This is a genomic window from Bradyrhizobium sp. USDA 4506 (assembly GCF_054058795.1).
The window spans coordinates 1695045-1714138 of record NZ_JBSSBM010000002.1 but is presented as its reverse complement, the minus strand read 5'-3'; the positions used below and the strand labels follow the sequence as shown (position 1 = coordinate 1714138).

Here is a 19094-nt window from a genome sequence, read left to right as displayed (position 1 = left end):
ATGATTGAAGAAGTCGAATGACGAAGCCGGACTGGATGTCGCTTTGGCACGTATGGACCATAATCATCCCGCGGAGAACAATCAGCAGCGAGTTGGCCTGGGGACGCGTCTGGCGACGGTTCGACGGGCGATCCTGGATATACAAGCGCTTCGCCGAGCTGGAGGCCGAACTAGCACTACTTTGGCAGATTGTTGATTTTGCCGCGTTTTATAGGATTCCCGAATCAATTTTTCAATGATTCATGGGTGGTCGGCTCTTGGAGGGCTGACCATGCCGAGATGGGAAGACGAACTCGAACGCTGGCTAATGCCGTTCTTGGACCGGCTGGGTCATAAGACCCGGCAGCGGATGTGTCCTCTGTATGTTGCGGGATTGATCGGTCCGGGCGATCGCAAGAGCGTTCAGCCGATGGCGGAACGCCTTGCCACGAGCAACTACGACCAGTTGCACCATTTCATTGCGGACGGTGTCTGGGATGCGACGCCGCTGGAGACGGAGCTGCTCAACCAGGCGGACCGACTTGTCGGCGGCAGGGATGCGATGCTGGTTATCGATGACACCTCACTTCCCAAGAAGGGTGAGCGATCGGTCGGTGTTGCGGCTCAATACGCGTCGGCTCTCGGTAAAACCGCAAATTGCCAAACGCTGGTGTCTTTAACGCTTGCACGCGGCGAAGTGCCAGTGATGGTCGCGTTACGTCTCTTTCTGCCTGACAGCTGGACAAGCGACATGTCTCGTTTGAAGCGCGCTCGCGTGCCAGTCGAACACCGAACGCCACGGTCCAAGCCGGAGATCGCTTTGGCCGAGATTGACCGCGCGATGGCAGCCAACATGCGCTTTGGATGTGTGCTGGCGGATGCAGGATACGGCCTCAGCGCACCGTTTCGACAAGGGCTAACAGAGCGCGGGCTGACCTGGGCTGTCGGTATCCCTCGGCACCAGAAAGTGTATCCGGTCGATGTGAAGCTCATTTGGCCGATCACCAAAGTCCGTGGCAAACCACGAAAGCACCACGTGCCCGATATCTTATCGATTGCGGCCGAACAAATGCTGGCCAGCGCCAAATGGAAAACCCTGAGTTGGCGTAGCGGGACGAAAGGTCGGCTCAAAGCTCGATTTGCTGCTCTCCGTGTCCGCACCGCCGACGGCCCTCCGCAGCGAATATGGGATAAAGGTCAGCAGCATCTCCCAGGCGACGAAGCCTGGCTCATTGGTGAGCAACGTGCCTCCGGGGAGAAGAAATACTATCTCGCCAATCTTCCGGCGGCGACGGATCTGCGCACGCTGGCCGCCACCATCAAGGCACGGTGGATTTGTGAGCAGGCGCATCAACAGCTGAAGGAGGAGCTTGGACTTGATCACTTCGAAGGGCGGTCATGGCAAGGTCTTCATCGCCACGCCTTGATGACAATGATTGCCTACGCCTTCCTGCAACATCGTCGCCTCGCATACGCGGGGCGGAAAAAAAAGAATCAACGGGCCTCCGCCTCAGCCAACCATGCCAGCCGTACGTCACGCCATCGTCGATCTCATCCTTCGGCCGCCGCCTCAGCAGTGCCCATATTGCCGAAAGGAAATCCCTGAAAAACAGCGGCGAAAACACAATCTGCCAAAGTAGTGCTAGAGCACTGACCCCGCGGCTATTCCTTTAACGTACGGATCTGCGATCCATCAGTAGCTCCTCCCGGTGGGGCAATGTCGACACTCAATGACCCAGGCTTGTCCGGCGCGGGGAAACCACCCCGGTCAAAGCCAGCGCGAGCCGACGTCAGCATCGACGAGATCTCCGGCAGGTCGTGGGAGCGCGCGTATCGGCGTCCTGTCCAATTCGGCTGGCGACGATCGACTGCTTTCGCATCATTGGCATGCACACGATCAAGGCCATGATACCGCGCGGTATCCGCTGACCCAACACGGCCGGCCGCTCGAGTTCGCCGACGCGTGTATCAGCGCCGACGTCTTGGTGCTAGATTCGTCAACGGCAGGGAGCACCTGCTGCCTGCTTCTTACTGAACAGGAGAACGAAATGGCTGAAAGCGTTTACAAGGTCATTGAACTGGTCGGTACTAGCAAAGACTCCTGGGAAAAAGCCGCCGCCAATGCGGTCGAGCAAGCTGCAAAATCTCTCCGAGACCTTCGTGTTGCAGAGGTCGTCAAACTCGATATGCAACTGGACGATAAGGGAAAAGTAGAGGCCTATCGCGCCAAGCTCAGCGTGTCGTTCAAGTTCGAAGGCACCTGAGCCTGAGTACCTCGCCCCGCTCGCGGGGCGAGGTTGGCTCGTTGTAGAAAGGCGCACATCCATTTTCCTTGCGCGCCGCTGCTGCCATTACCCAGAGCACTTGTTTCGAGATTGCTTACCGTCTGGCTGACGACAGAGTATGTTAAGACTGCGCTCGCCCAAGCTAGTACCGAGCCCAATTCTCAGAATCAACCGTCAAGACCTGCTGCTCATATTATAGCGATCCTGATTTTTTCTTTCCTCTCTTGAATTCCGAATCGCTCGCGAGAAGCGCCTCAAGCATAAATGGTATCAGCTCGGAAACCTCCTCCCGACTGCCATAAGTCTCGGCATAGAAATCAGCGTACTCTCGTAGCCGTTGCGCAAGTACCGGAGTAAACACAATGGTGATCTTCACGGGACTGCGGTCAGGCAACTTCGCAAGCTTCATCCCTCACCTGCCCTTCGCAACTGTCTCAACGTCCTGATAAGGCTTCAGCACCAGATCCTTCGAAACAATCACCCGTAGCGGCCAACCCGGCCGCACCGTGATTGTCGGCTGCACATCGAGCTCCCGCTCCACCAGCCGCTGTCCCGCTCGATTGGTCGTTTGCTGCGTGCTCTCCCGCAACGCCTTGACAAGATCGCTCTCATCGTTGCCGATCGAAAGTTGGGTCCCGACCCCGATCAAAGTCGCCAGGGCCACGCCCTTGAGCAACTGCCAGGTGTGGAAGTCCACCTCGTCCTCAAGGCCGGCGTAGCCTGCGACGTCGGTCGCCGGAAGGCTCTCGATCACGATCGAATTGCCGTTCGGCAGGATCAGCCGTGTCCAGACGACCAGTGCACGCTTCTGGCCGAACGCCACGACGCTATCGTACTTGCCCACGAGCCGCGTCCCCTGCGAAAAGCGAGTTGGGTGGTCCGTCCAGTTCTATTTCGTCTTTTCCGAATAATGTGATCGGAGATACCGACGCGCCGGTTCCACGGAGAAGTCCATGCGGAGCGGCGGCCATCTACGCGCACCGAAAAACTATCCACAGGCACTGCGGTGCCTGGACTGGTCCGATCGGCTAGACTGGCGAACTTTCGACCCAATGATCGTCCGCCACACGACATGACCGTTCAACCGCCCCTCGCCGAGATCGCCGGTATGCTGGAACAGTCACCCGACTACCGGGTGCTGCGCCGGCTGGTTCCTCGCTCCGACTTTACGCCGAGCGACGGGCAATCGACCAAGACCGCGGTCCTGCTCGACGTCGAGACCACCGGCCTCGATCCGGCCCGCGACGAGATCATCGAGCTCGGGATGGTCAAGTTCACCTATCTTCCGGACGGGAGGATCGGACGGGTCATAGATACTTTCAGCTGCTTCAACCAGCCGTCGATCGCCGTTCCCACGGAGATCACGGCGCTGACCGGCATCACCGACGAGATGGTCGAAGGCCATGCTCTCGATGAGGCGCGCATCAACGAATTCGCCTCCGATGCGGTCGTGGTTATCGCCCACAATGCGGGTTTCGACCGCAAATTCATGGAGCGCTACGCGGCACTCTTCGCGCTCAAGGCCTGGGCCTGCTCGGTCAGCGAGGTCGAATGGCGCGGCCATGGGTTCGAGGGTTCGCGGTTGTCCTACCTCCTGATGAAGGCCGGACTGTTTCATGAGGCGCACCGAGCGGTCGACGATTGCCTGGCCTGCTGGAGATCCTCGCGATCAACCTGCCCCGGCTCGATCGCACCGTGCTCTCCATGCTGCTCGAGCGTGCGCGCCGCAAGACAATCAGGATCTGGGCCGAGCGGTCCCCCTTCGAGCTCAAGGACGCGCTCAAGCGGCGGGGCTATCGCTGGAGCGATGGCGCCGACGGCCGGCCGCGGTCGTGGTACATCGATGTCGACGAGAGCAATCAGAATATCGAAATCGAATACCTGCAGAAAACGATCTATCAGGCGGAAGTTGATATCCAGATCCAGATACTGACTGCGTTCGACCGCTTTTCAGTGAGAAGCTGACCTGCGAATGGATGCCGTCGCGGCGCTTTTTTACGCCCAACCAATGTTGCAACTAGCGACGAGCCAGGACGACCCCAAGCAGAAATGCGGCTGCAATGGATTGAAGCGGAGCCACCTTCGTCGCTTTGCTCAAATGATGCAGCCACCGCTCCTGCTGCGGTTGAGGTTCGAACACGTTGTCTTCAGCCATACGACGGATCGCTTCTGATGCCTGATTTATTCGCTGTTCTGGCGTAGCGGTCGGCGCCATGGAAAATTCGTCAGCCATGTAAGCTTCCTTGCGCCTGTACGCGACGCTCGTACGTGATCCACGCACCAACAGGCTTTTTGCCTGAGCATCAACGTCCACCGCACGCTGACTGTTCCTAAGCGTCCTGGGGCTGCAATAGCCAGCCGCCAACCTGCTCTCCTCATTACGGCTTCGCCTCAGATTTCCTCCACCAGGATTTCTAGTGCTGCGGCGCGCTACTACTTTTGCCCCACACCGCGTCTCGGCGGAGACGGGAGCTCATCGCCCACTTTTCAAAGTCCAGTAGTTGCCGCTGCGATGGGTTCTGGTTTGTGATGCCGAAGTTGGGGCCGTCCGTAACTTGGGAAAGCGGACGGCCCCTGCCGGCCAGTTCCAATTGCCCCTGCCTCAAACAGAAGCGATAGCCGACCAGTCGGGAACGTAAATGAGACTGCCTTGGTTTCGCACTGCAAGGCGGCCATTCGCTTTCATCTGATCCATTTGAGCTAGGATCGCTCGCCTGGGGCCGGAGGAGAGTGGAGCCCGGCGCTTCAGCTCTCTCTCTACCGGGCCAATACTTCGCTTTGGTTGCGATCCAGCGCTCGGCGTCGGCTTCCGTATCGAAATCTCCGATGTGGGAATCGGGCCCATTGCCGGTCTTGACGGCGACAAACCAGCGACCGTCCTTTGTCTTCGCGGGCTGAAAATGAGGCGTCTTGATCGTCATGCCGCTCACTATGAGATGTTGACGTCCAACATTCTACACACTGCGACTGCGCCGGACGCTTAGCCCATTTGGAGCATGTGAATGACCCATACGGTCTATCAAGATCGCGAATCGTATTGCTAAAAACGAAGTGTCCGTATTCGCACGGATACAACGGGCGTGTTTTGAGGATCATGATCGTTCCCTCGGCAAATAGCGCATGGGGACGTTCGCTAAGCCAACAATGTCCAGGCAAGAGATCGAAGCGCTCGCATGCAAATGTGACGCTTGCGGGCGTCATATGACGTTGTTGGCCGAGCTGCCCTCTGTCGGCAAGTACGAAGCGGTCCATGTGTTTCGTTGCTATGGCTGCAATTCAGTGAAGTCGGAGCAAGAGGCACGGCGCTCAGTGTGTACTTGACCGACTGCTTGTCGATTGGCGTTCTCCAGGCGCGACTTTTCTCGATCCTGCCTTCAGATGCGCAACAATCTGCGACCGCGTTGGACGTTCTCCTCTACCTGGTTAAGCGACCGGTGATCTGCAGTCCGAAAGACAAAGACCAGTACAGCCGGATCGTTGCCGTCTGCAAGGTAGGCGATCCTGGCCCCGACATGGCCCCGCGGCGCTGGAGCGAGCCCGAGCGATGGCCGCGCAAAGGAACGCATTCCGTATAATCGTGGAGCCGTGATCGGAGAGCGGTCACGGTGGGTCGAGCCTGCTCTATTGGAACGTCAGAACCCTGCGGCGGTTTTGTCTGGAAACAGGGTTGGAACCGCGGACGTGGCAGACGAACTCGAATATTCGGCGCACCGACTAGTGGTCATCGAACAGCCTGGTGGCGGTTTCCTGGTCGAGATCACGCCTCTCGGGGGCGGTCAAACCGTCAGGACGATGACCTATCAGAGTACGCAGGAAGCGATTGCTGCCGCGAAGAGGACCATCGACAAGCATCCCCAAGACAGGCGATCTATCAATCCGACCCGCTCTTGAAGCGGCTCCCGGCTCATTGAGAGCGACGCTCTTACAACTCGCGAACCCGGTCGATCTCCATTTGAGGCGGGTGAGAGTTTCGTCCCTGGTTTCAGCGACGCTCACAGCATCTCGCCGATCTGTAAAAGTAGTCGATGTAGATGTCGATGCGGCTGCGGATTACAAACCTCTGCTCGGAATGAACAAACGCAACCATCACGCCGCAATACGCGCCCCGCAACTGCTCGGGGGCGGCTGGCGTATTTGAATAAAACGGGAGACCGCCGCCTTTGGCTATCTTGCGCGAGCGCTGGCTTTCACGACAGCGGGTCTTTACTAAGACCTTTGGCTATCCGCGACATGCGCCGGTTTGTTCACCAGCGAGCGGCGGTCTCATTGGCCAATTAACGTCCTGGCGAGGCATCTCGTTCCCCAATTTTGATCGCAAATGGAATGAGGAGTCTAGGGCGCACAGAGCCGCAGCAAAGCATTGATCTTGCAGAGTGACGGGCTCCGCCGGCGCGGGTAGGAAATCGCTCGCGCTCGGGAACCAATTCCAAAAGTGTACTGTTGATTGATGGGGCCGATGCAAGGACCATCGCCATGAGGATCGATCATCTCGCTGCAATTGCGATAGCTGTTTGTATCGCTGGTGCCGGATTGCCGCCCGCATGCGAAGCGACAATGTCTCGTTTTTGGACTTCCATTTGCTCCCGATTCGCAGGGCTCTGAAACCTCGATTGACGTTCAGGAAATCTCGACAGGCCGAGATTCTTCCGTTTCGCGCGGCGACGATCGATGCCGCAGCTAACTCAATTATGCGCGCGGCGGCGACGCTAGAGCAGTCCCCCTCTCGAGGCCGATTGACCAAGCATTAAGCAGGTGTTCGAAACAAGCCTCCCCGTCGCGACAATCAACACGTCGTGGGTCCAAAGAGTCATTGTCTTCCCGCAGCTTCCCGAAGGGCACTGCGAGAGCAGCGAAGCGGTAAGCAAGCGAAGTGCGCTTGGCAGCCGCCGGAGTGACGGTGCGGCGATTACTCTTGGAATTATCTGGCGCGATAATTGCGCGCGGGCGCTGTCGCGTTGACTGTCGTCGGATTCTTCTTGACCTCCCGGTGCGCACGCAACCTCCTAACCAATTGAAAAACCTAAGTTCTCGTTCTAACCACTGCCGACCAAGTTGAGCAAATTTCAACAGGACGGCGCCAGCGAGCGGCACCATAGGCAAAGCACTGGGGCCCGCTCACTGCCCGAGCAAAGGGCTGACGATGGATAATGATCAATCGCTGACGCCTTCTGTCAGATGTTGCCATACGCAGCGGAATCTGCTTCGACAGCGATCATTGGTTGCACGAGCCGGCAGGCCAATATTTCGAGATGGAGCTTGCGGTAAGCATGAAGGCGGTGCGGTCAACCCTGCGTTCCGGTGACCGGTCTGGCCCGAGGCCGGCGGCGCGCCGGCCGAAAGTCCCATCCACCAGCCGAGGGCGCAAGGCCGAGCCCGAAAAAACCTCTGCGATCGCAACCCCTAAATCCGAGCGGTCGCGAGACCTCATCCTGCATTCCGCGGCCCAGCTGTTTCGCCGACAGGGATTTTCAGCCACCACCCTGCGCCAGATCGCAGCCAGGGCCAAGATCAAGGCCGGTAGCATTTACTACCATTTCGACTCCAAGGAGCAGATTCTCGACGAAGTGCTGGACCGCGGCCTCCGCCACGTGTTCGAGACCGTGAAGAACTCGGTCGAACGTGCCGGAAAGGTATCGCACCGGCGCAAGATTGGTCTTGCAATCGAAGCCCATCTCGTCGCGCTCCTCGAGACGAGTGACTTCACCTCAGCCAACATTCGAATCTACGGGCAACTGCCGGAGCAACTGAAGAAGCCGCACCGGCCGCTGCGGCGCGCATACGCAGAATATTGGGACCAGCTCTTCATCGACGCGCGGCGCGCCGGCGAGATTCGCGCCGACATGGAGGTGGTACCATTGCGCATGTTCGTGATTGGCGCTCTCAACTGGACGATCGAATGGTTCAGGCTGGAAAACAGGGATGCCGTGCTCGAACTAGCCCGTCGCACGGAGACGCTGATCTTCGAAGGCGTCAACAAGCCCTGATCGCAATCTATCGGCCCTGCCAGACCGGCTTTCGCTTCTCTGCGAACGCCTTCGGCCCTTGGATCGCATCGAGACTGGCATAGACCTCTTTATGCAGCCGCTCCGCCTCAACGAGGCCCTGTGCAAGCCCCAGGTCCATTGCGGCAAGCACGCTTGCCTTGGCCGCCTTGACCGACAGTGGTGCGCCCTCGACGATCTTCCGCGCCAATTCAAGCGCCCGTTCGCGCACAGCCTCTGGCGTGTCCTCAAGCGAGTTCAGGAACCCCTGCTCCGCGAGCCGTTCGATCGCGATCGTCTCGCCCGTCAGAACCATCTCCATCAGCAGCGGCTGCGGCACCATCCAAAGCATCGGCACCGCCCACGGGGACCCGCGCCCCATCTTGACCTCGGTTATTCCCGCACGGGTGCCGCGCAGCCCGATCCTCAAGTCACACTTCAGCGCAAGCATCATCCCGCCGGCCATCAAAGATCCCGTCATGGCAGCAATGATGGGCTTGGAGACCTTCTGCATCGCGTGCTGCATGGGATCCCGCATCAGCGTCAGGATATCCACCCCGTCCCTCGCCCGGATTTCTGCGGCCTGCTTCAGATCCAACCCTGCGCAGAATACCCCGCAATCTGTTGAGGTGAGGATGATCGCGCGGACGGAGGCGTCGGCTTCGACCCTGTCCCAGGCGTCGGTCAGGCCGTTCATCGCCTCGACCGAGAGCGCGTTCTTGCGTTCGGGACGGTCGATGGTGACGGTCGCGATGCCCTCTTCGACCGAATAGCTGACTTGCTCTTTTTCAACCACGATATCTTCTTCCTTGAATTCTAACATTTGTTAGAATACATCGCCGCACGCCAGATGCAAGAACATGGCGCAGCTCTTGAGGCAGGAGGAAGCAAGATGGCGTATCTCTGGACGCCCCCCGCGGAACTGGTGGAGAAGAGCAACCTGAGCGCGTTTCTTCGCGCCACGGGGCAGCCGAACTATGACACGCTGGCGGCCAAGGCCGACATCGATCCAGCCTGGCTCGCGCAGGAAGTGTTCGGGTTCTGTGACGTTCGCTTCTATCGCAAGCCCGAGAAGATCCTTGATCTTGCACAGGGCGAACCGTGGGCGCGCTGGTGCGTTGGCGGGACCACGAACATCGTCCTCAATTGCATCGACAAGCACCGCGGAACTGAAGTCTGGGACAAGACATTCCTGGTCTGGGAAGGCGAAGACAGACGCGAGCAGCGGCGACTGAGCTACGCCGAGTTCGCATCCGCTGTCGAACGGCTAGCATCGGGCCTGCGCAAGCTCGGAATCGGCAAGGGCGACGTCGTCGCGATTTACATGCCCAACCTGCCCGAAACCTTCATGGCTTTCTTTGCAATCCTGAAGATCGGGGCGATCGTGATGCCCCTGTTCTCCGGCTTCGGTCCCGACCCGATCAGGGCGCGGCTCAACCATGGTGAGGCGAAGGCCGTCATCACCGCGAACGGTACCTGGCGTCGAGGCGCGCCGGCTCCGCTGAAATCGGTTCTCGACGAGGCACTGGAGACCGCACCAACCGTCCAGCACGTGATCGTGGCAAACCGCGGCGGGCTCGGCGTCGACACCCCCATCCAGGTGGGACGCGACCACTGGTGGGATGAGATCGCCAAGGAGGAAGCAAATCTTCCGACCGTCGAGATGGACGCGGAAGATCCCGCCATCCTTCTTTACACGTCGGGTACGACCGGCGAACCAAAGGGCTGCGTGTGGACGCATATCAGCTTCATTGGCTCAATGGTGACGCGGGATATGATCATCTGCGGCGACTTCAAGCCAACGGACCTGTTTTTCTTCTTCAGCGACATGGGATGGATGGTAGGCGCGATGTGCGCCTGCATTCCAAGCTTCGCTGGCGGCAGACTCCTCGTGGCCGAGGGGACGCCCGATTATCCCGATACGGGACGCTTCTGGCGCCTGATCGCCGATCACAAGGTCACCTATCTCGGTGTTTCACCGACCATCGTGCGCGGCATGATGCGCCATGGCGAGGAGGTCGAACGGTACGATCTCTCGAGTCTGCGAATGACTGCTTCAGGCGGCGAGGCCTGGACGGAGACACCGTGGCGATGGTTCTTCGAACACGTCTGCAAGTCAAAGATCCCAATCATCAATATCTCCGGCGGAACGGAAGTCGGCGGCTGCATCTTTACCGGCACCCCGAACCATCCAATGAACCCATGTTCGTTCTCCCGGCCGGCCCTCGGAGTCGGCGCGGATATCGTCGACATGGCGGGTAACCCTGTCCCCGACGGCGAGGTCGGCGAATTGGTGCTGCGTCATGCATCGATCGGGCTCACCAAGAGCCTTTGGAAGGGCGACCAGCGCTATCTCGAGAGCTACTGGAATACGATTCCGGGAATCTGGGTGCATGGCGACTTTGCCATGCGCGGCAAGGACGGTCTCTACTACATTCTTGGCCGCTCGGACGACACCCTCAAGATTTCGGGCAAGCGCGTCGGTCCGGCAGAGCTCGAGGGCGTGCTGACCGCAACCGGCAAGGTCGCGGAAGCTGCCGTCTTCAGCGTCCCGCATCCAGTCAAAGGTTCCGCTATCGTTTGTGCTTGCGTGCCGAGCCCTGGTGCGAAAGACCTCCGCGCGCTGTCGGAAGAGCTTGCCCAGGCCCTGGTGCACGGAATGGGCACCTCGTACCGCCCGGAAAGGGTATTGTTGGTCGATGACCTGCCGAAGACGCGCAACATGAAGATCATGCGCCGCGTGCTTCGCGCAGTCTTCGAAGACAAGGACCCCGGCGATCTGTCGGCGCTCGCCAACCCCGAGGCGATCGACCATATCCGTCAGAAGCTCAAGGGATAGCTGTCGGCCCGGATTGGCCCGGTCCAGGCGACGTCGCATGGCGTGAAGCCAGACATCAAGGCAACCACTCAGGTCGGTTGCCTTGACGGGGATCAGACGATCCTAGATCGGGCAGTCCTTGGGGAAAGCTGGCTTGCGCTTCTCAAGGTGCGAGGCCAGGCCTTCGCGGGCTTCATTGCCGGCAAAGCCGAGGATTTCGAGGGCGGTTGACGTGTCGAACAGCGGTCCGTTGACGCGAAGCCAGTTGTTCAACGCATATTTGGTCCAGCGGATCGCACTCTGTGCACCGGTGGCGAGATCCTGCGCCGTTTCCAATGCGATGCCTTGCAGCTCCGCATCTTCGACGCACAGCGAAACCAGGCCGATCCGCTCGGCTTCCTCACCCGACAGCGGCTTGCACGTGAGCAGATAGTACTTTGCCTTCGCCAGTCCGCAGAGCAGCGGCCAGATGATACAGGCGACGTCGCCAGCGGCGACACCGAGCCGGGTGTGGCCGTCCACGATCCGCGCCGATTTGCCACAGATCGACACGTCGGCAAGGATCCCGACGACGAGGCCGGCGCCCACGGCGACGCCGTTGATCGCCGAGATGATTGGCTTGTTGCAGTTGATGACGTTGTAGACGAGATCCTTGGCCTCTTTCCAGGTCGCCATCCGCGCGGCCGGATTGTCGAGCAGTGACTTGATCAACTCGAAATCGCCGCCGGCCGAGAATGCCTTGCCCGCCCCCGTGACAATCACCGCGCTGATGTCGGGATCGCTGTCGATGTCTCTCCAGATGTGAGTGAGCTGTGTATGGGTCTCGGCGTCGACGGAGTTATAGGTCTCCGGTCGGTCGAAAGTGATCCGAAGGATCCTTTCGGCCGGATAGTCGAGCTTCAACCTCGTGTAGGCCGCGTACCGATTGGACATATTGATCTTCCCGCTTTTGGCGCCTAAGAAGCGCTACCAATTATTTCTAACAGATGTTAGAATTTGTAGTCGGCCGGCGCAAGCACTGGCTCGAAACAAGAAGGTCGAAAGACAGCGCTCGAGGAAACGTTGATGGAAACCGGGCTCAGTATCCAGACAGGCGGCGGATCCGGCATCGGAACCGTCGGTGCACTGTTCGAGGCCTGCGCGGAGCTTCATGCCAACAGGCCTGCGATCGAATACCGCGGCCGGCACGTGACTTATGGGGAGTTGCGCGACCGGGTCCGTCGGTTGACCGTCCTGCTTGCCGCGCGGGGCCTGCAACGCGGCGACCGGCTTGGCCTGCTGTCGCGCAACCGTCCCGAATATCTCGAGATCGAGTTGGCGGCCGCCAATCTCGGGATCATCACGGCTTGCCTTAACTGGCGGTTGTCGGAGCGCGAGCTCTCCTATTGCATCGAACTGGTGTCGCCCAAGCTGCTGCTGGTCGAGGGAGACCTCGCGGCAAGCCTTCTGCCGGCCGCCAAGGCGAATCCAGTCCTGGAGATCGGACCTCAATACGAAAGCGAACTCGCGCGAGCGGACCGGCGGGCACCCCCGTCTGTCGCCCAACCGGAAGATGGGCTCGTCATTCTCTACACCAGCGGAACGACCGGCCTGCCGAAAGGTGCCGTGATTTCGCACCGCGCGATGGTCATGCGGGCGTTGGTGTTCTCCTCCGAACTCGGTATCGCTCCGCACGACACATTCGTCGCATGGGCCCCCTTGTTCCACATGGCCTCGACCGATCATGCGCTCGCCACCCTGCTGCGCGGCGGAATTGTCGTTGTGATCGACGGCTTCCAGCTTGAACCGCTGCTGACGGCCGTTTCCCAACACGACATCGGCTGGCTGGTCCTCATTCCCGGCATGGTAGAGGCTCTTATCGATGGTCTGAAAGGGCAACGCATCAAGGTGAAGGGAGTGCGGGTGTGCGGAGCCATGGCGGATCTGGTCGCCCCGCACGCCATTGCCGAGGTCACCGAAATGCTCGGCGCCCCCTATCTCAACAGCTTCGGCTCGACCGAGACCGGCCTGCCGCCGGCGACGCGCGCGCTGATTGCGCCAGGCGATGTGCCGGCCAGCCTGTCCAAGCGGCAAAATGCGTTCTGCCAGATCAAGCTGGTGGACACCTCCGACAACGAGGTCGCGCTCGGCGAGCCCGGCGAGTTGGCCATCCGCAGCCCGACACTATTCTCCGGCTATTGGCGCGCGGACGAGACTAACACGCGCGACTTCCGCGGCGGCTGGTTTCACATGGGCGACGTGTTCAGGCGCAACACCGACGGATCGCTCGATTTCGTCGACCGCGCCAAATACCTGATCAAGTCGGGCGGCGAGAATATCTATCCCGCCGAAATCGAACGCGTCCTGCTAGGTGACGATCGGATCGCGGAAGTCGCAGTCGTCCGCGCTGCTGACCCAAGGTGGGGAGAGGCCCCCGTCGCCTTTGTCGCTTGCCGCGAAGGGGCCGCAATGACGGTAGCCGAGCTCACCGAACTGTGCCGCCGCGAGCTGGCGAGCTACAAGCGGCCGCGCGAATTCCGTTTCATTGCCTTTGGTGAATTCCCTCGCTCGACAAGTGGCAAGGTCCAGCGCCACGAACTCGAGCGCCTGCTGAAAGCCTCCACATGAGCGACACCAGCCTGAGAGGAAAGGTTGCCGTCATCGGCATCGGATTGTCGGCGGTCGGCAAGGTACCAGGCCGCAGTCCACTCTCGCTTGCGGCAGAGGCCGCGGCAAACGCACTCGCCGACGCCGGGCTCGCCAAGAGCCAGGTGGATGGCGTGCTGTCGAGCCATGCCTTCGCTTCCCCGTTCCATCGCTTCAGCGTTGCCTTCAGCGAATATTTTGGAATGCGTCCGACCTTCTCAAACACGTTGCAGGTGTCCGGCGCCACGGCGGCGACGATGTTCAGCATTGGTGCGGCCGCCGTTCACGGCGGACTCGCCAAGGTGGTGCTGCTGGTCGCTGCCGACAGCCTGATGACGGGGCTGACGCCGGATCTGGCGCTGCGTTCGCTCACAGAAAGCCGGGATCAGCAATACGAGATGCCGTTCGGCATTCCGGTTGCCAACACCTTCGCAATGACCGCACACCGACATATGAGGGAGTTCGGCACCACGCCCGAGCAGCTGGCGGAGGTCGCCGTCGTGCACAGGCGTCACGCGGCGCGGACCCCCGGCGCGCAGCAGACGACGCCGATCACCGCAGCGGACGTGCTGAATTCGCCTATGGTCACCACGCCCTATCACAAGCTCGACTGTTCGCTGATCTCGGACGGCGGCGCGGCATTTGTCCTCACGTCGGCCGAACATGCGAAGGCTCTCGGAATCGAGAAGCCGATTGTCGTCCTCGGTTGCGGCGAATGCTACACCCACGAGCACATCTTCCTGATGCCGTCCCTGACCACGACCGGTGCTGTCGAATCCAGCCGGAGAGCCTATGCAATGGCCGGCTACCAGCCGCGCGATATGGATGTCGCCGGCATCTATGACTGCTTCACGGGCACCGTGGTGATGATGCTTGAGGACCTCGGCTTCTGCCGGAAGGGTGAAGGCGGCCCGTTCGTCGCCGACGGACAAATGAGCTACGGCGGCCAAATACCCTCCAACACCCATGGCGGCCTGCTGTCATTCGCGCATTCCGGAATGCCTGGCGCCCTGTTTCACTTCCATGAGGTGATCGCGCAGCTGCGCGGCCAATGCGGCGAGCGGCAGGTCGACGGCGCCGCGCTCGGGCTGGTGCACAGCCTCGGAGCGGGATTCGCCACCAATGCCACGACCATTCTGGGCACTGAGGGAACGCTGTGATGGCATCCGAAAATTCCACTCGAAAGCCCCTGCCCGCGCCGGATGCCGATACGACCGCATTCTGGCGTGGCTTGCGCCAAGGCAAGCTCCTGTTGCAGCACTGCCGCCGATGCCGCAACGTGCAGTACTACCAGCAAACCACATGTCGCGAATGCGGCGGCGATGAGCTCGTGCACAGGCCCGCGACCGGCCGCGGCAAAGTGCACTCCTTCAGCGTGGTCTACCGGGCTCCCGGCCCCGCATTCAAGGCGGATGTCCCCTATGCCGTGTTGCTCGTCGAACTCGACGAAGGGCCACGCATGATCAGCACCCTGACGGGGAGCGATCCGGCGGACGTCACCTTCGACATGGAGGTCGAGCTCGCATTCGACCAGGTCTCTGACGACATAACTCTGCCGCGCTTCCGGAAAGCCTGAGGGATTCGCATGAGTTCTGCTTGCATCCGCGTGCGATCAATTCTAACAATTGTTAGAATTTTGCAGCACCTCGATTTTGTGGCGCTCGCACCGCCGACCCACCGGTCGATTTACACCAGCGGCAGGTCCCCGACGGGCTCGCCGCGCAGCCGCCAGGACCACCCGCAATGGCAATCATGAAATCGGACGTCGTCACCTCGACCGAGGACTACGCCCGCAACCGCAGCGCCTACGCCGAACGCGTTGCGGATCTCAGGCGGCGCCGGACCGCGGCAGCACTGGGCGGTCCGGAACGGGCACGCAAGCTTCACAAGGAACGCGATCAGCTGCTGCCGCGCGAGCGAATCGCGGCGCTGATCGATCCCGGATCACCGTTCCTCGAATTCTGTCAGTTGGCCGGCGACGGCCTGTACGAAGGCGTGCCGCCCGGCGGCAGCATCATTACCGGCGTTGGAATGATCTCCGATCGTCCCTGCATGATCATCGCCAACGAGCCCACCGTAAAGGGCGGCACCTATTACGGTATCACCTGCAAGAAGCATGTTCGTGCGCAGCGCTTCGCCTGGCAGCACCGCCTGCCCTGCGTGACCCTGGTCCAATCCGGCGGCGCCAACCTGCCCGACCAGCCCAATATCTTCCCTGACGATGGCCAGTTTGGCTCGATCTTCTACAACCAGGTCAGGATGTCGGCTGAAGGCATCCCGCAAATTGCGGTGGTGCACGGTCCCTCCACCGCGGGTGGCGCCTACATTCCCGCGTTGAGCGATGAGACCGTCATCATCAGAAACCAGGGCGCCATGTTCCTCGGCGGGCCGCAGCTGGTCTATGCGGCGACCCGCGAAGAGGTCGGCATCGAGGCACTCGGCGGCGGCGAGATGCATAGCCGAGTGAGCGGTGTCACTGACCATCTCGCCGAGAACGACGCCCATGCAATTGCCATCACGCGCGAGATCGTCGCCAGTCTCGGCGAGATTCCCCGGCAAACCCGGACCGTCGCCCGGGTGCGCGAGCCACACTTCGACCCCAACGAAATCTACGGCCTGATCAGTTCGGATCCGCGCATTCCCACCAATAATCGCGATGTCCTTGCGCGTCTCGTCGACGGCAGTGAATTCCATGAGTTCAAGCCGCTCTATGGCGATACGCTGGTGACTGGCTTTGCGCGAATCATGGGCTTCGAGATCGGCATTCTCTGCAACAACGGCGTGCTGTTCTCCGAAAGCGCGCTGAAAGCGACGCACTTTATCGAGCTGTGCTGCAAGCGCGACATCCCGCTGCTGTTCATGGCGGATGTCACGGGATTCATGGTTGGCCGTGAAGCCGAGGAAGGCGGCATCACCAAGAACGGCGCAAAAATGATTACGGCAATGGCAAGCGCCAATGTCCCGAAATACACGCTCATCATGGGTAATGCCTACGGCGCGGGCTACCTCGCGATGTGCGGCCGGGCGTTCCGGCCAAATGCCATGATGATGTGGCCAAATGCCCGTTCCGCCATCATGGGTCCCGACCAGGCCGCAACCACGCTCGCGATGGTTCGCGACGAGGTCCACAAACGCGAGGGAACGAGTTGGACGGACGCTGAGCGCGAGGCCTACATGGCGCCGACCCGGCGAACGTTCGAGGATTTCGCCAATGCCTACAATTTCGCCCGCAACACCTGGTGCGACATGGTGATCGATCCGCTCGAAACCCGCAGCGTGATGGCGCTGTTGCTTGACCTCGCCGGGCGCGTCCCGCGTCCGCACACCGATTTCGGCGTGTTCCGGATGTAATCGCAGGGGACCCGCCATGTTCAGGAAAATTCTGATCGCCAATCGAGGCGAAATCGCCTGCCGGATCGCCCGCACCTGCCAACGCCTCGGTGTTGCGGTCTCCACCGTGCACTCCACCGCGGATGCCGACGCGTTGCACGTCAGGGCGATCGGTGAATCCATCGGGATCGGCGGCGCACCGGCCTCGGAAAGCTATCTGCGGATCGATGCCGTCATCGCCGCCGCGAAAACCACCGGCGCGGAGGCGATCCATCCTGGCTTCGGCTTCCTGGCGGAAAACACCGACTTTGCCCGCGCGGTCGAAGCAGCCGGTCTGGTGTTCATCGGACCGACGCCGGAAACCATCGAGCGACTTGGCGACAAGGCGTCGGCGAAGCGGGAGGCTGTCGCCGCCGGCGTCCCCACGGTACCCGGCAGCGACGCTCCGAGCGAGGATCGCCTCGAAGTCGAACGTATCGTCCGCAGGCTCGAACTGCCGGTCATGCTCAAGGCCGCGGCCGGCGGCGGTGGCAAGGGTATGCGGGCGATCTCGACCTACGACGGGCTTGGCGACGAAATCGAGTCCGCGATGCGTGAGGCAAGGAATGCTTTCGGCGACGCAGGGCTGATCGTCGAAAAACTGATCCTGCAAGGCAGGCACATCGAGGTGCAAATCGCAGGTGACGGCGACGGCAACGTGATCCACCTGTTCGAACGTGAATGCACGCTGCAGCGTCGCCACCAGAAGCTGATCGAGGAAGCGCCAGCCGCCAACCTGGCTTCCGCCTTACGCCAGCGTATCCTCGACGACGCCGTCCGGCTCGGACGCAGGCTCAGATATCGTGGCGTCGGCACGGTCGAATTCATCGTCACCGGCACCGACTACTATTTCCTGGAGGTCAATCCCCGGCTCCAGGTCGAGCATCCCGTAACCGAAATGGTTACCGGCATCGACATCGTCGAGGCTATGCTCCGCATCGCCGCTGGCGAAGGCCTGCCTATGAAGCAGGGCGAAGTGTTGTGCCAGGGTCACGCGATCGAGGCGCGCATCTGCGCCGAAGATCCGAATGACAGCTTCATGCCATCCACTGGAGAGCTCGCCCATGTCAGGTTCCCGTCCAGCGGCATTCGGGTCGAGACTGGCGTCGAAAGCGGGTCGATCGTTACGCCCTATTACGATTCGATGCTCGCCAAGCTGATTGCTCATGCCGCCTCCCGCGATCAGGCGCTCGACCAACTTGATCGCGCGCTCGGCGAAACCTCGATCTTCGGTGTTGTCACCAACCGGGATTTTCTCCGTCGATTGATCGCCTTGCCCGCGACCCGCGCCGCGACTTTTCATACCCGTCTGATCGACGAACGGATCGATGCGCTTGCGGCCACCGCTGGCGACGTTGACCCGGAGGCGCTGGCGGTTGGTGCGTATTTCTGGATGAAGCGGCAGCGCGCTGCCGCTTCCGGCAATCCCTGGCAGTCCAGCAGCCTGACCGGCTGGCAGATGGCGGCCGCCGATGACGGCTTGTCACCGATCCCCATTCTCCACCTCGAGACCGCAGGCGACAGCGCGGAGATCCGCTTTGCACCCTTGCAGCCAGACGGCTCGATGCTGATCGGCGTGGACGATGCCAGGATTCGGGTGCAGCTTTCGCCGCTTGCCGATGACATGTTCGCTGCCGCAGTCAACGCGCGCTGCGAGACGGTGCGGATCACCCAGAAAGACCATGCGATCTTCGTGCACGATCCGCGTCGCGCCCATACCATGACCGCGATCCCCTACCTCAGATACATCAGCGCCAGCGCCGAGATCAGCGGCGAACTGCGCGCGCCGATGACCGGCGTCGTGTTGAAGATCAACGTCAAGGTCGGCAGCCGCGTGAAGGCAGGCGATCCGATCGTCGTCATGGAATCCATGAAGATGGAATTGCGCATCGCCAGCGAGGTGGACGGTGTGGTGACCGCCGTCCACTTCAAACCCGGCGATACCGTCGAGCGAAACGCCGTCGTCGCCATCGTCGAGCCCGAACTCATCCCGCAGTAGCCGCCTTATGAACGATCAGGACAGCATATGTTGCGATT

General features: G+C 60.8%; 17 protein-coding genes and 2 pseudogenes. 13 read left to right on the top strand and 6 right to left on the bottom strand.

The window, feature by feature from the left end; all coding sequences use genetic code 11:
• Nucleotides 1–17 precede the first annotated feature (17 nt).
• The 3 genes from ACVIHF_RS10175 (at nt 18) to ACVIHF_RS10165 (ending at nt 2243) form a co-directional block, all read left to right on the top strand.
• Nucleotides 18–239 carry a hypothetical protein gene (locus tag ACVIHF_RS10175; RefSeq protein WP_456780889.1) on the top strand — a complete coding sequence of 74 codons (222 nt, stop codon included), beginning with the start codon at nt 18–20 and terminating at the stop codon, nt 237–239.
• Nucleotides 236–1585 carry an IS701 family transposase gene (locus tag ACVIHF_RS10170; protein ID WP_225648232.1) on the top strand — a complete coding sequence of 450 codons (1350 nt, stop codon included), beginning with the start codon at nt 236–238 and terminating at the stop codon, nt 1583–1585. Before ACVIHF_RS10175 ends, ACVIHF_RS10170 begins: the two co-directional genes overlap by 4 nt.
• 442 nt (nt 1586–2027) lie before the next feature.
• Nucleotides 2028–2243 carry a dodecin family protein gene (locus ACVIHF_RS10165; protein ID WP_253609203.1) on the top strand — a complete coding sequence of 72 codons (216 nt, stop codon included), beginning with the start codon at nt 2028–2030 and terminating at the stop codon, nt 2241–2243.
• Nucleotides 2244–2457: 214 nt separating this feature from the next.
• Here ACVIHF_RS10165 and ACVIHF_RS10160 read toward each other — a convergent pair whose 3' ends face one another.
• Together ACVIHF_RS10160 and ACVIHF_RS10155 are read right to left on the bottom strand one after the other, a co-directional pair.
• Complete coding sequence (locus tag ACVIHF_RS10160; RefSeq protein WP_212022616.1) at nt 2458–2673, bottom strand: DUF2274 domain-containing protein; 216 nt, start codon at nt 2671–2673, stop codon at nt 2458–2460.
• A gap of 3 nt (nt 2674–2676) precedes the next feature.
• Nucleotides 2677–3114, bottom strand: a pseudogene (locus tag ACVIHF_RS10155) (TrbI/VirB10 family protein); the annotation flags it as partial.
• 222 nt (nt 3115–3336) lie between these two features.
• Between ACVIHF_RS10155 and ACVIHF_RS10150 the strand changes: the two are divergent.
• Nucleotides 3337–3858 (top strand): annotated as a pseudogene (locus ACVIHF_RS10150) (3'-5' exonuclease); the annotation flags it as partial.
• A 101-nt stretch (nt 3859–3959) separates the two neighbouring features.
• Nucleotides 3960–4229 (top strand): hypothetical protein, encoded by a 270-nt coding sequence (locus tag ACVIHF_RS10145; RefSeq protein WP_456794199.1) that lies wholly within the window; start codon nt 3960–3962, stop codon nt 4227–4229.
• 52 nt (nt 4230–4281) lie between these two features.
• Here the strand turns inward: ACVIHF_RS10145 and ACVIHF_RS10140 are convergent, their stop codons facing one another.
• Together ACVIHF_RS10140 and ACVIHF_RS10135 are read right to left on the bottom strand one after the other, a co-directional pair.
• Nucleotides 4282–4497 (bottom strand): hypothetical protein, encoded by a 216-nt coding sequence (locus ACVIHF_RS10140; RefSeq protein WP_253609206.1) that lies wholly within the window; start codon nt 4495–4497, stop codon nt 4282–4284.
• 181 nt (nt 4498–4678) lie between these two features.
• Nucleotides 4679–5185, bottom strand: coding sequence for a hypothetical protein (locus tag ACVIHF_RS10135; protein WP_253609207.1), 507 nt, complete (start codon nt 5183–5185; stop codon nt 4679–4681).
• Between the two features lie 760 nt (nt 5186–5945).
• Between ACVIHF_RS10135 and ACVIHF_RS10130 the strand changes: the two genes are divergently transcribed.
• Together ACVIHF_RS10130 and ACVIHF_RS10125 are read left to right on the top strand one after the other, a co-directional pair.
• Nucleotides 5946–6155: a hypothetical protein gene (locus ACVIHF_RS10130; protein ID WP_253609208.1), complete on the top strand. Its 210-nt coding sequence runs from the start codon at nt 5946–5948 to the stop codon at nt 6153–6155.
• A gap of 1328 nt (nt 6156–7483) precedes the next feature.
• Nucleotides 7484–8248 (top strand): TetR/AcrR family transcriptional regulator, encoded by a 765-nt coding sequence (locus tag ACVIHF_RS10125; protein WP_253636042.1) that lies wholly within the window; start codon nt 7484–7486, stop codon nt 8246–8248.
• A 7-nt stretch (nt 8249–8255) separates the two neighbouring features.
• Here the strand turns inward: ACVIHF_RS10125 and ACVIHF_RS10120 are convergent, their stop codons facing one another.
• Nucleotides 8256–9068, bottom strand: coding sequence for an enoyl-CoA hydratase/isomerase family protein (locus ACVIHF_RS10120; protein WP_253609210.1), 813 nt, complete (start codon nt 9066–9068; stop codon nt 8256–8258).
• A gap of 69 nt (nt 9069–9137) precedes the next feature.
• Between ACVIHF_RS10120 and ACVIHF_RS10115 the strand changes: the two genes are divergently transcribed.
• Complete coding sequence (locus ACVIHF_RS10115; protein ID WP_456780891.1) at nt 9138–11084, top strand: AMP-binding protein; 1947 nt, start codon at nt 9138–9140, stop codon at nt 11082–11084.
• Nucleotides 11085–11186: 102 nt separating this feature from the next.
• Here the strand turns inward: ACVIHF_RS10115 and ACVIHF_RS10110 are convergent, their stop codons facing one another.
• The gene (locus ACVIHF_RS10110; RefSeq protein ID WP_057017228.1) at nt 11187–11996 is read right to left on the bottom strand and encodes an enoyl-CoA hydratase/isomerase family protein; all 810 of its coding nucleotides are present in this window, start codon (nt 11994–11996) and stop codon (nt 11187–11189) included.
• A 132-nt stretch (nt 11997–12128) separates the two neighbouring features.
• Here ACVIHF_RS10110 and ACVIHF_RS10105 point away from each other — a divergent pair, with 132 nt between their 5' ends.
• From ACVIHF_RS10105 to ACVIHF_RS10085, 5 genes are all read left to right on the top strand, one after another.
• A complete protein-coding gene (locus tag ACVIHF_RS10105; protein ID WP_456791990.1) occupies nt 12129–13670 on the top strand; it encodes a class I adenylate-forming enzyme family protein in 1542 nt (513 codons plus the stop codon).
• On the top strand, nt 13667–14848 hold the full coding sequence (locus ACVIHF_RS10100; protein ID WP_253609213.1) for a thiolase C-terminal domain-containing protein: 1182 nt from the start codon (nt 13667–13669) through the stop codon (nt 14846–14848). The genes ACVIHF_RS10105 and ACVIHF_RS10100 overlap by 4 nt, the downstream gene beginning before the upstream one ends.
• Entirely contained in the window at nt 14848–15264 is a 417-nt protein-coding gene (locus ACVIHF_RS10095; RefSeq protein ID WP_253609214.1) for a Zn-ribbon domain-containing OB-fold protein, read from the top strand. Before ACVIHF_RS10100 ends, ACVIHF_RS10095 begins: the two co-directional genes overlap by 1 nt.
• A gap of 167 nt (nt 15265–15431) precedes the next feature.
• Complete coding sequence (locus ACVIHF_RS10090; protein WP_253609215.1) at nt 15432–17039, top strand: carboxyl transferase domain-containing protein; 1608 nt, start codon at nt 15432–15434, stop codon at nt 17037–17039.
• On the top strand, nt 16981–19056 hold the full coding sequence (locus ACVIHF_RS10085; protein ID WP_456791989.1) for an acetyl/propionyl/methylcrotonyl-CoA carboxylase subunit alpha: 2076 nt from the start codon (nt 16981–16983) through the stop codon (nt 19054–19056). Before ACVIHF_RS10090 ends, ACVIHF_RS10085 begins: the two co-directional genes overlap by 59 nt.
• The last annotated feature ends 38 nt before the right edge of the window (nt 19057–19094 follow it).

Excerpts from the sequence above, each read along its gene's own strand:
- ACVIHF_RS10175 (WP_456780889.1), top strand. The coding sequence starts at position 18 with ATGACGAAGCCGGACTGGATGTCGCTTTGGCACGTATGGACCATAATC.
- ACVIHF_RS10170 (WP_225648232.1), top strand. The coding sequence starts at position 236 with ATGATTCATGGGTGGTCGGCTCTTGGAGGGCTGACCATGCCGAGATGG.
- ACVIHF_RS10165 (WP_253609203.1), top strand. The coding sequence starts at position 2,028 with ATGGCTGAAAGCGTTTACAAGGTCATTGAACTGGTCGGTACTAGCAAA.
- ACVIHF_RS10160 (WP_212022616.1), bottom strand. The coding sequence starts at position 2,673 with ATGAAGCTTGCGAAGTTGCCTGACCGCAGTCCCGTGAAGATCACCATT.
- ACVIHF_RS10140 (WP_253609206.1), bottom strand. The coding sequence starts at position 4,497 with ATGGCTGACGAATTTTCCATGGCGCCGACCGCTACGCCAGAACAGCGA.
- ACVIHF_RS10135 (WP_253609207.1), bottom strand. The coding sequence starts at position 5,185 with ATGACGATCAAGACGCCTCATTTTCAGCCCGCGAAGACAAAGGACGGT.
- ACVIHF_RS10120 (WP_253609210.1), bottom strand. The coding sequence starts at position 9,068 with ATGTTAGAATTCAAGGAAGAAGATATCGTGGTTGAAAAAGAGCAAGTC.
- ACVIHF_RS10115 (WP_456780891.1), top strand. The coding sequence starts at position 9,138 with ATGGCGTATCTCTGGACGCCCCCCGCGGAACTGGTGGAGAAGAGCAAC.
- ACVIHF_RS10110 (WP_057017228.1), bottom strand. The coding sequence starts at position 11,996 with ATGTCCAATCGGTACGCGGCCTACACGAGGTTGAAGCTCGACTATCCG.
- ACVIHF_RS10105 (WP_456791990.1), top strand. The coding sequence starts at position 12,129 with ATGGAAACCGGGCTCAGTATCCAGACAGGCGGCGGATCCGGCATCGGA.
- ACVIHF_RS10100 (WP_253609213.1), top strand. The coding sequence starts at position 13,667 with ATGAGCGACACCAGCCTGAGAGGAAAGGTTGCCGTCATCGGCATCGGA.
- ACVIHF_RS10095 (WP_253609214.1), top strand. The coding sequence starts at position 14,848 with ATGGCATCCGAAAATTCCACTCGAAAGCCCCTGCCCGCGCCGGATGCC.
- ACVIHF_RS10090 (WP_253609215.1), top strand. The coding sequence starts at position 15,432 with ATGGCAATCATGAAATCGGACGTCGTCACCTCGACCGAGGACTACGCC.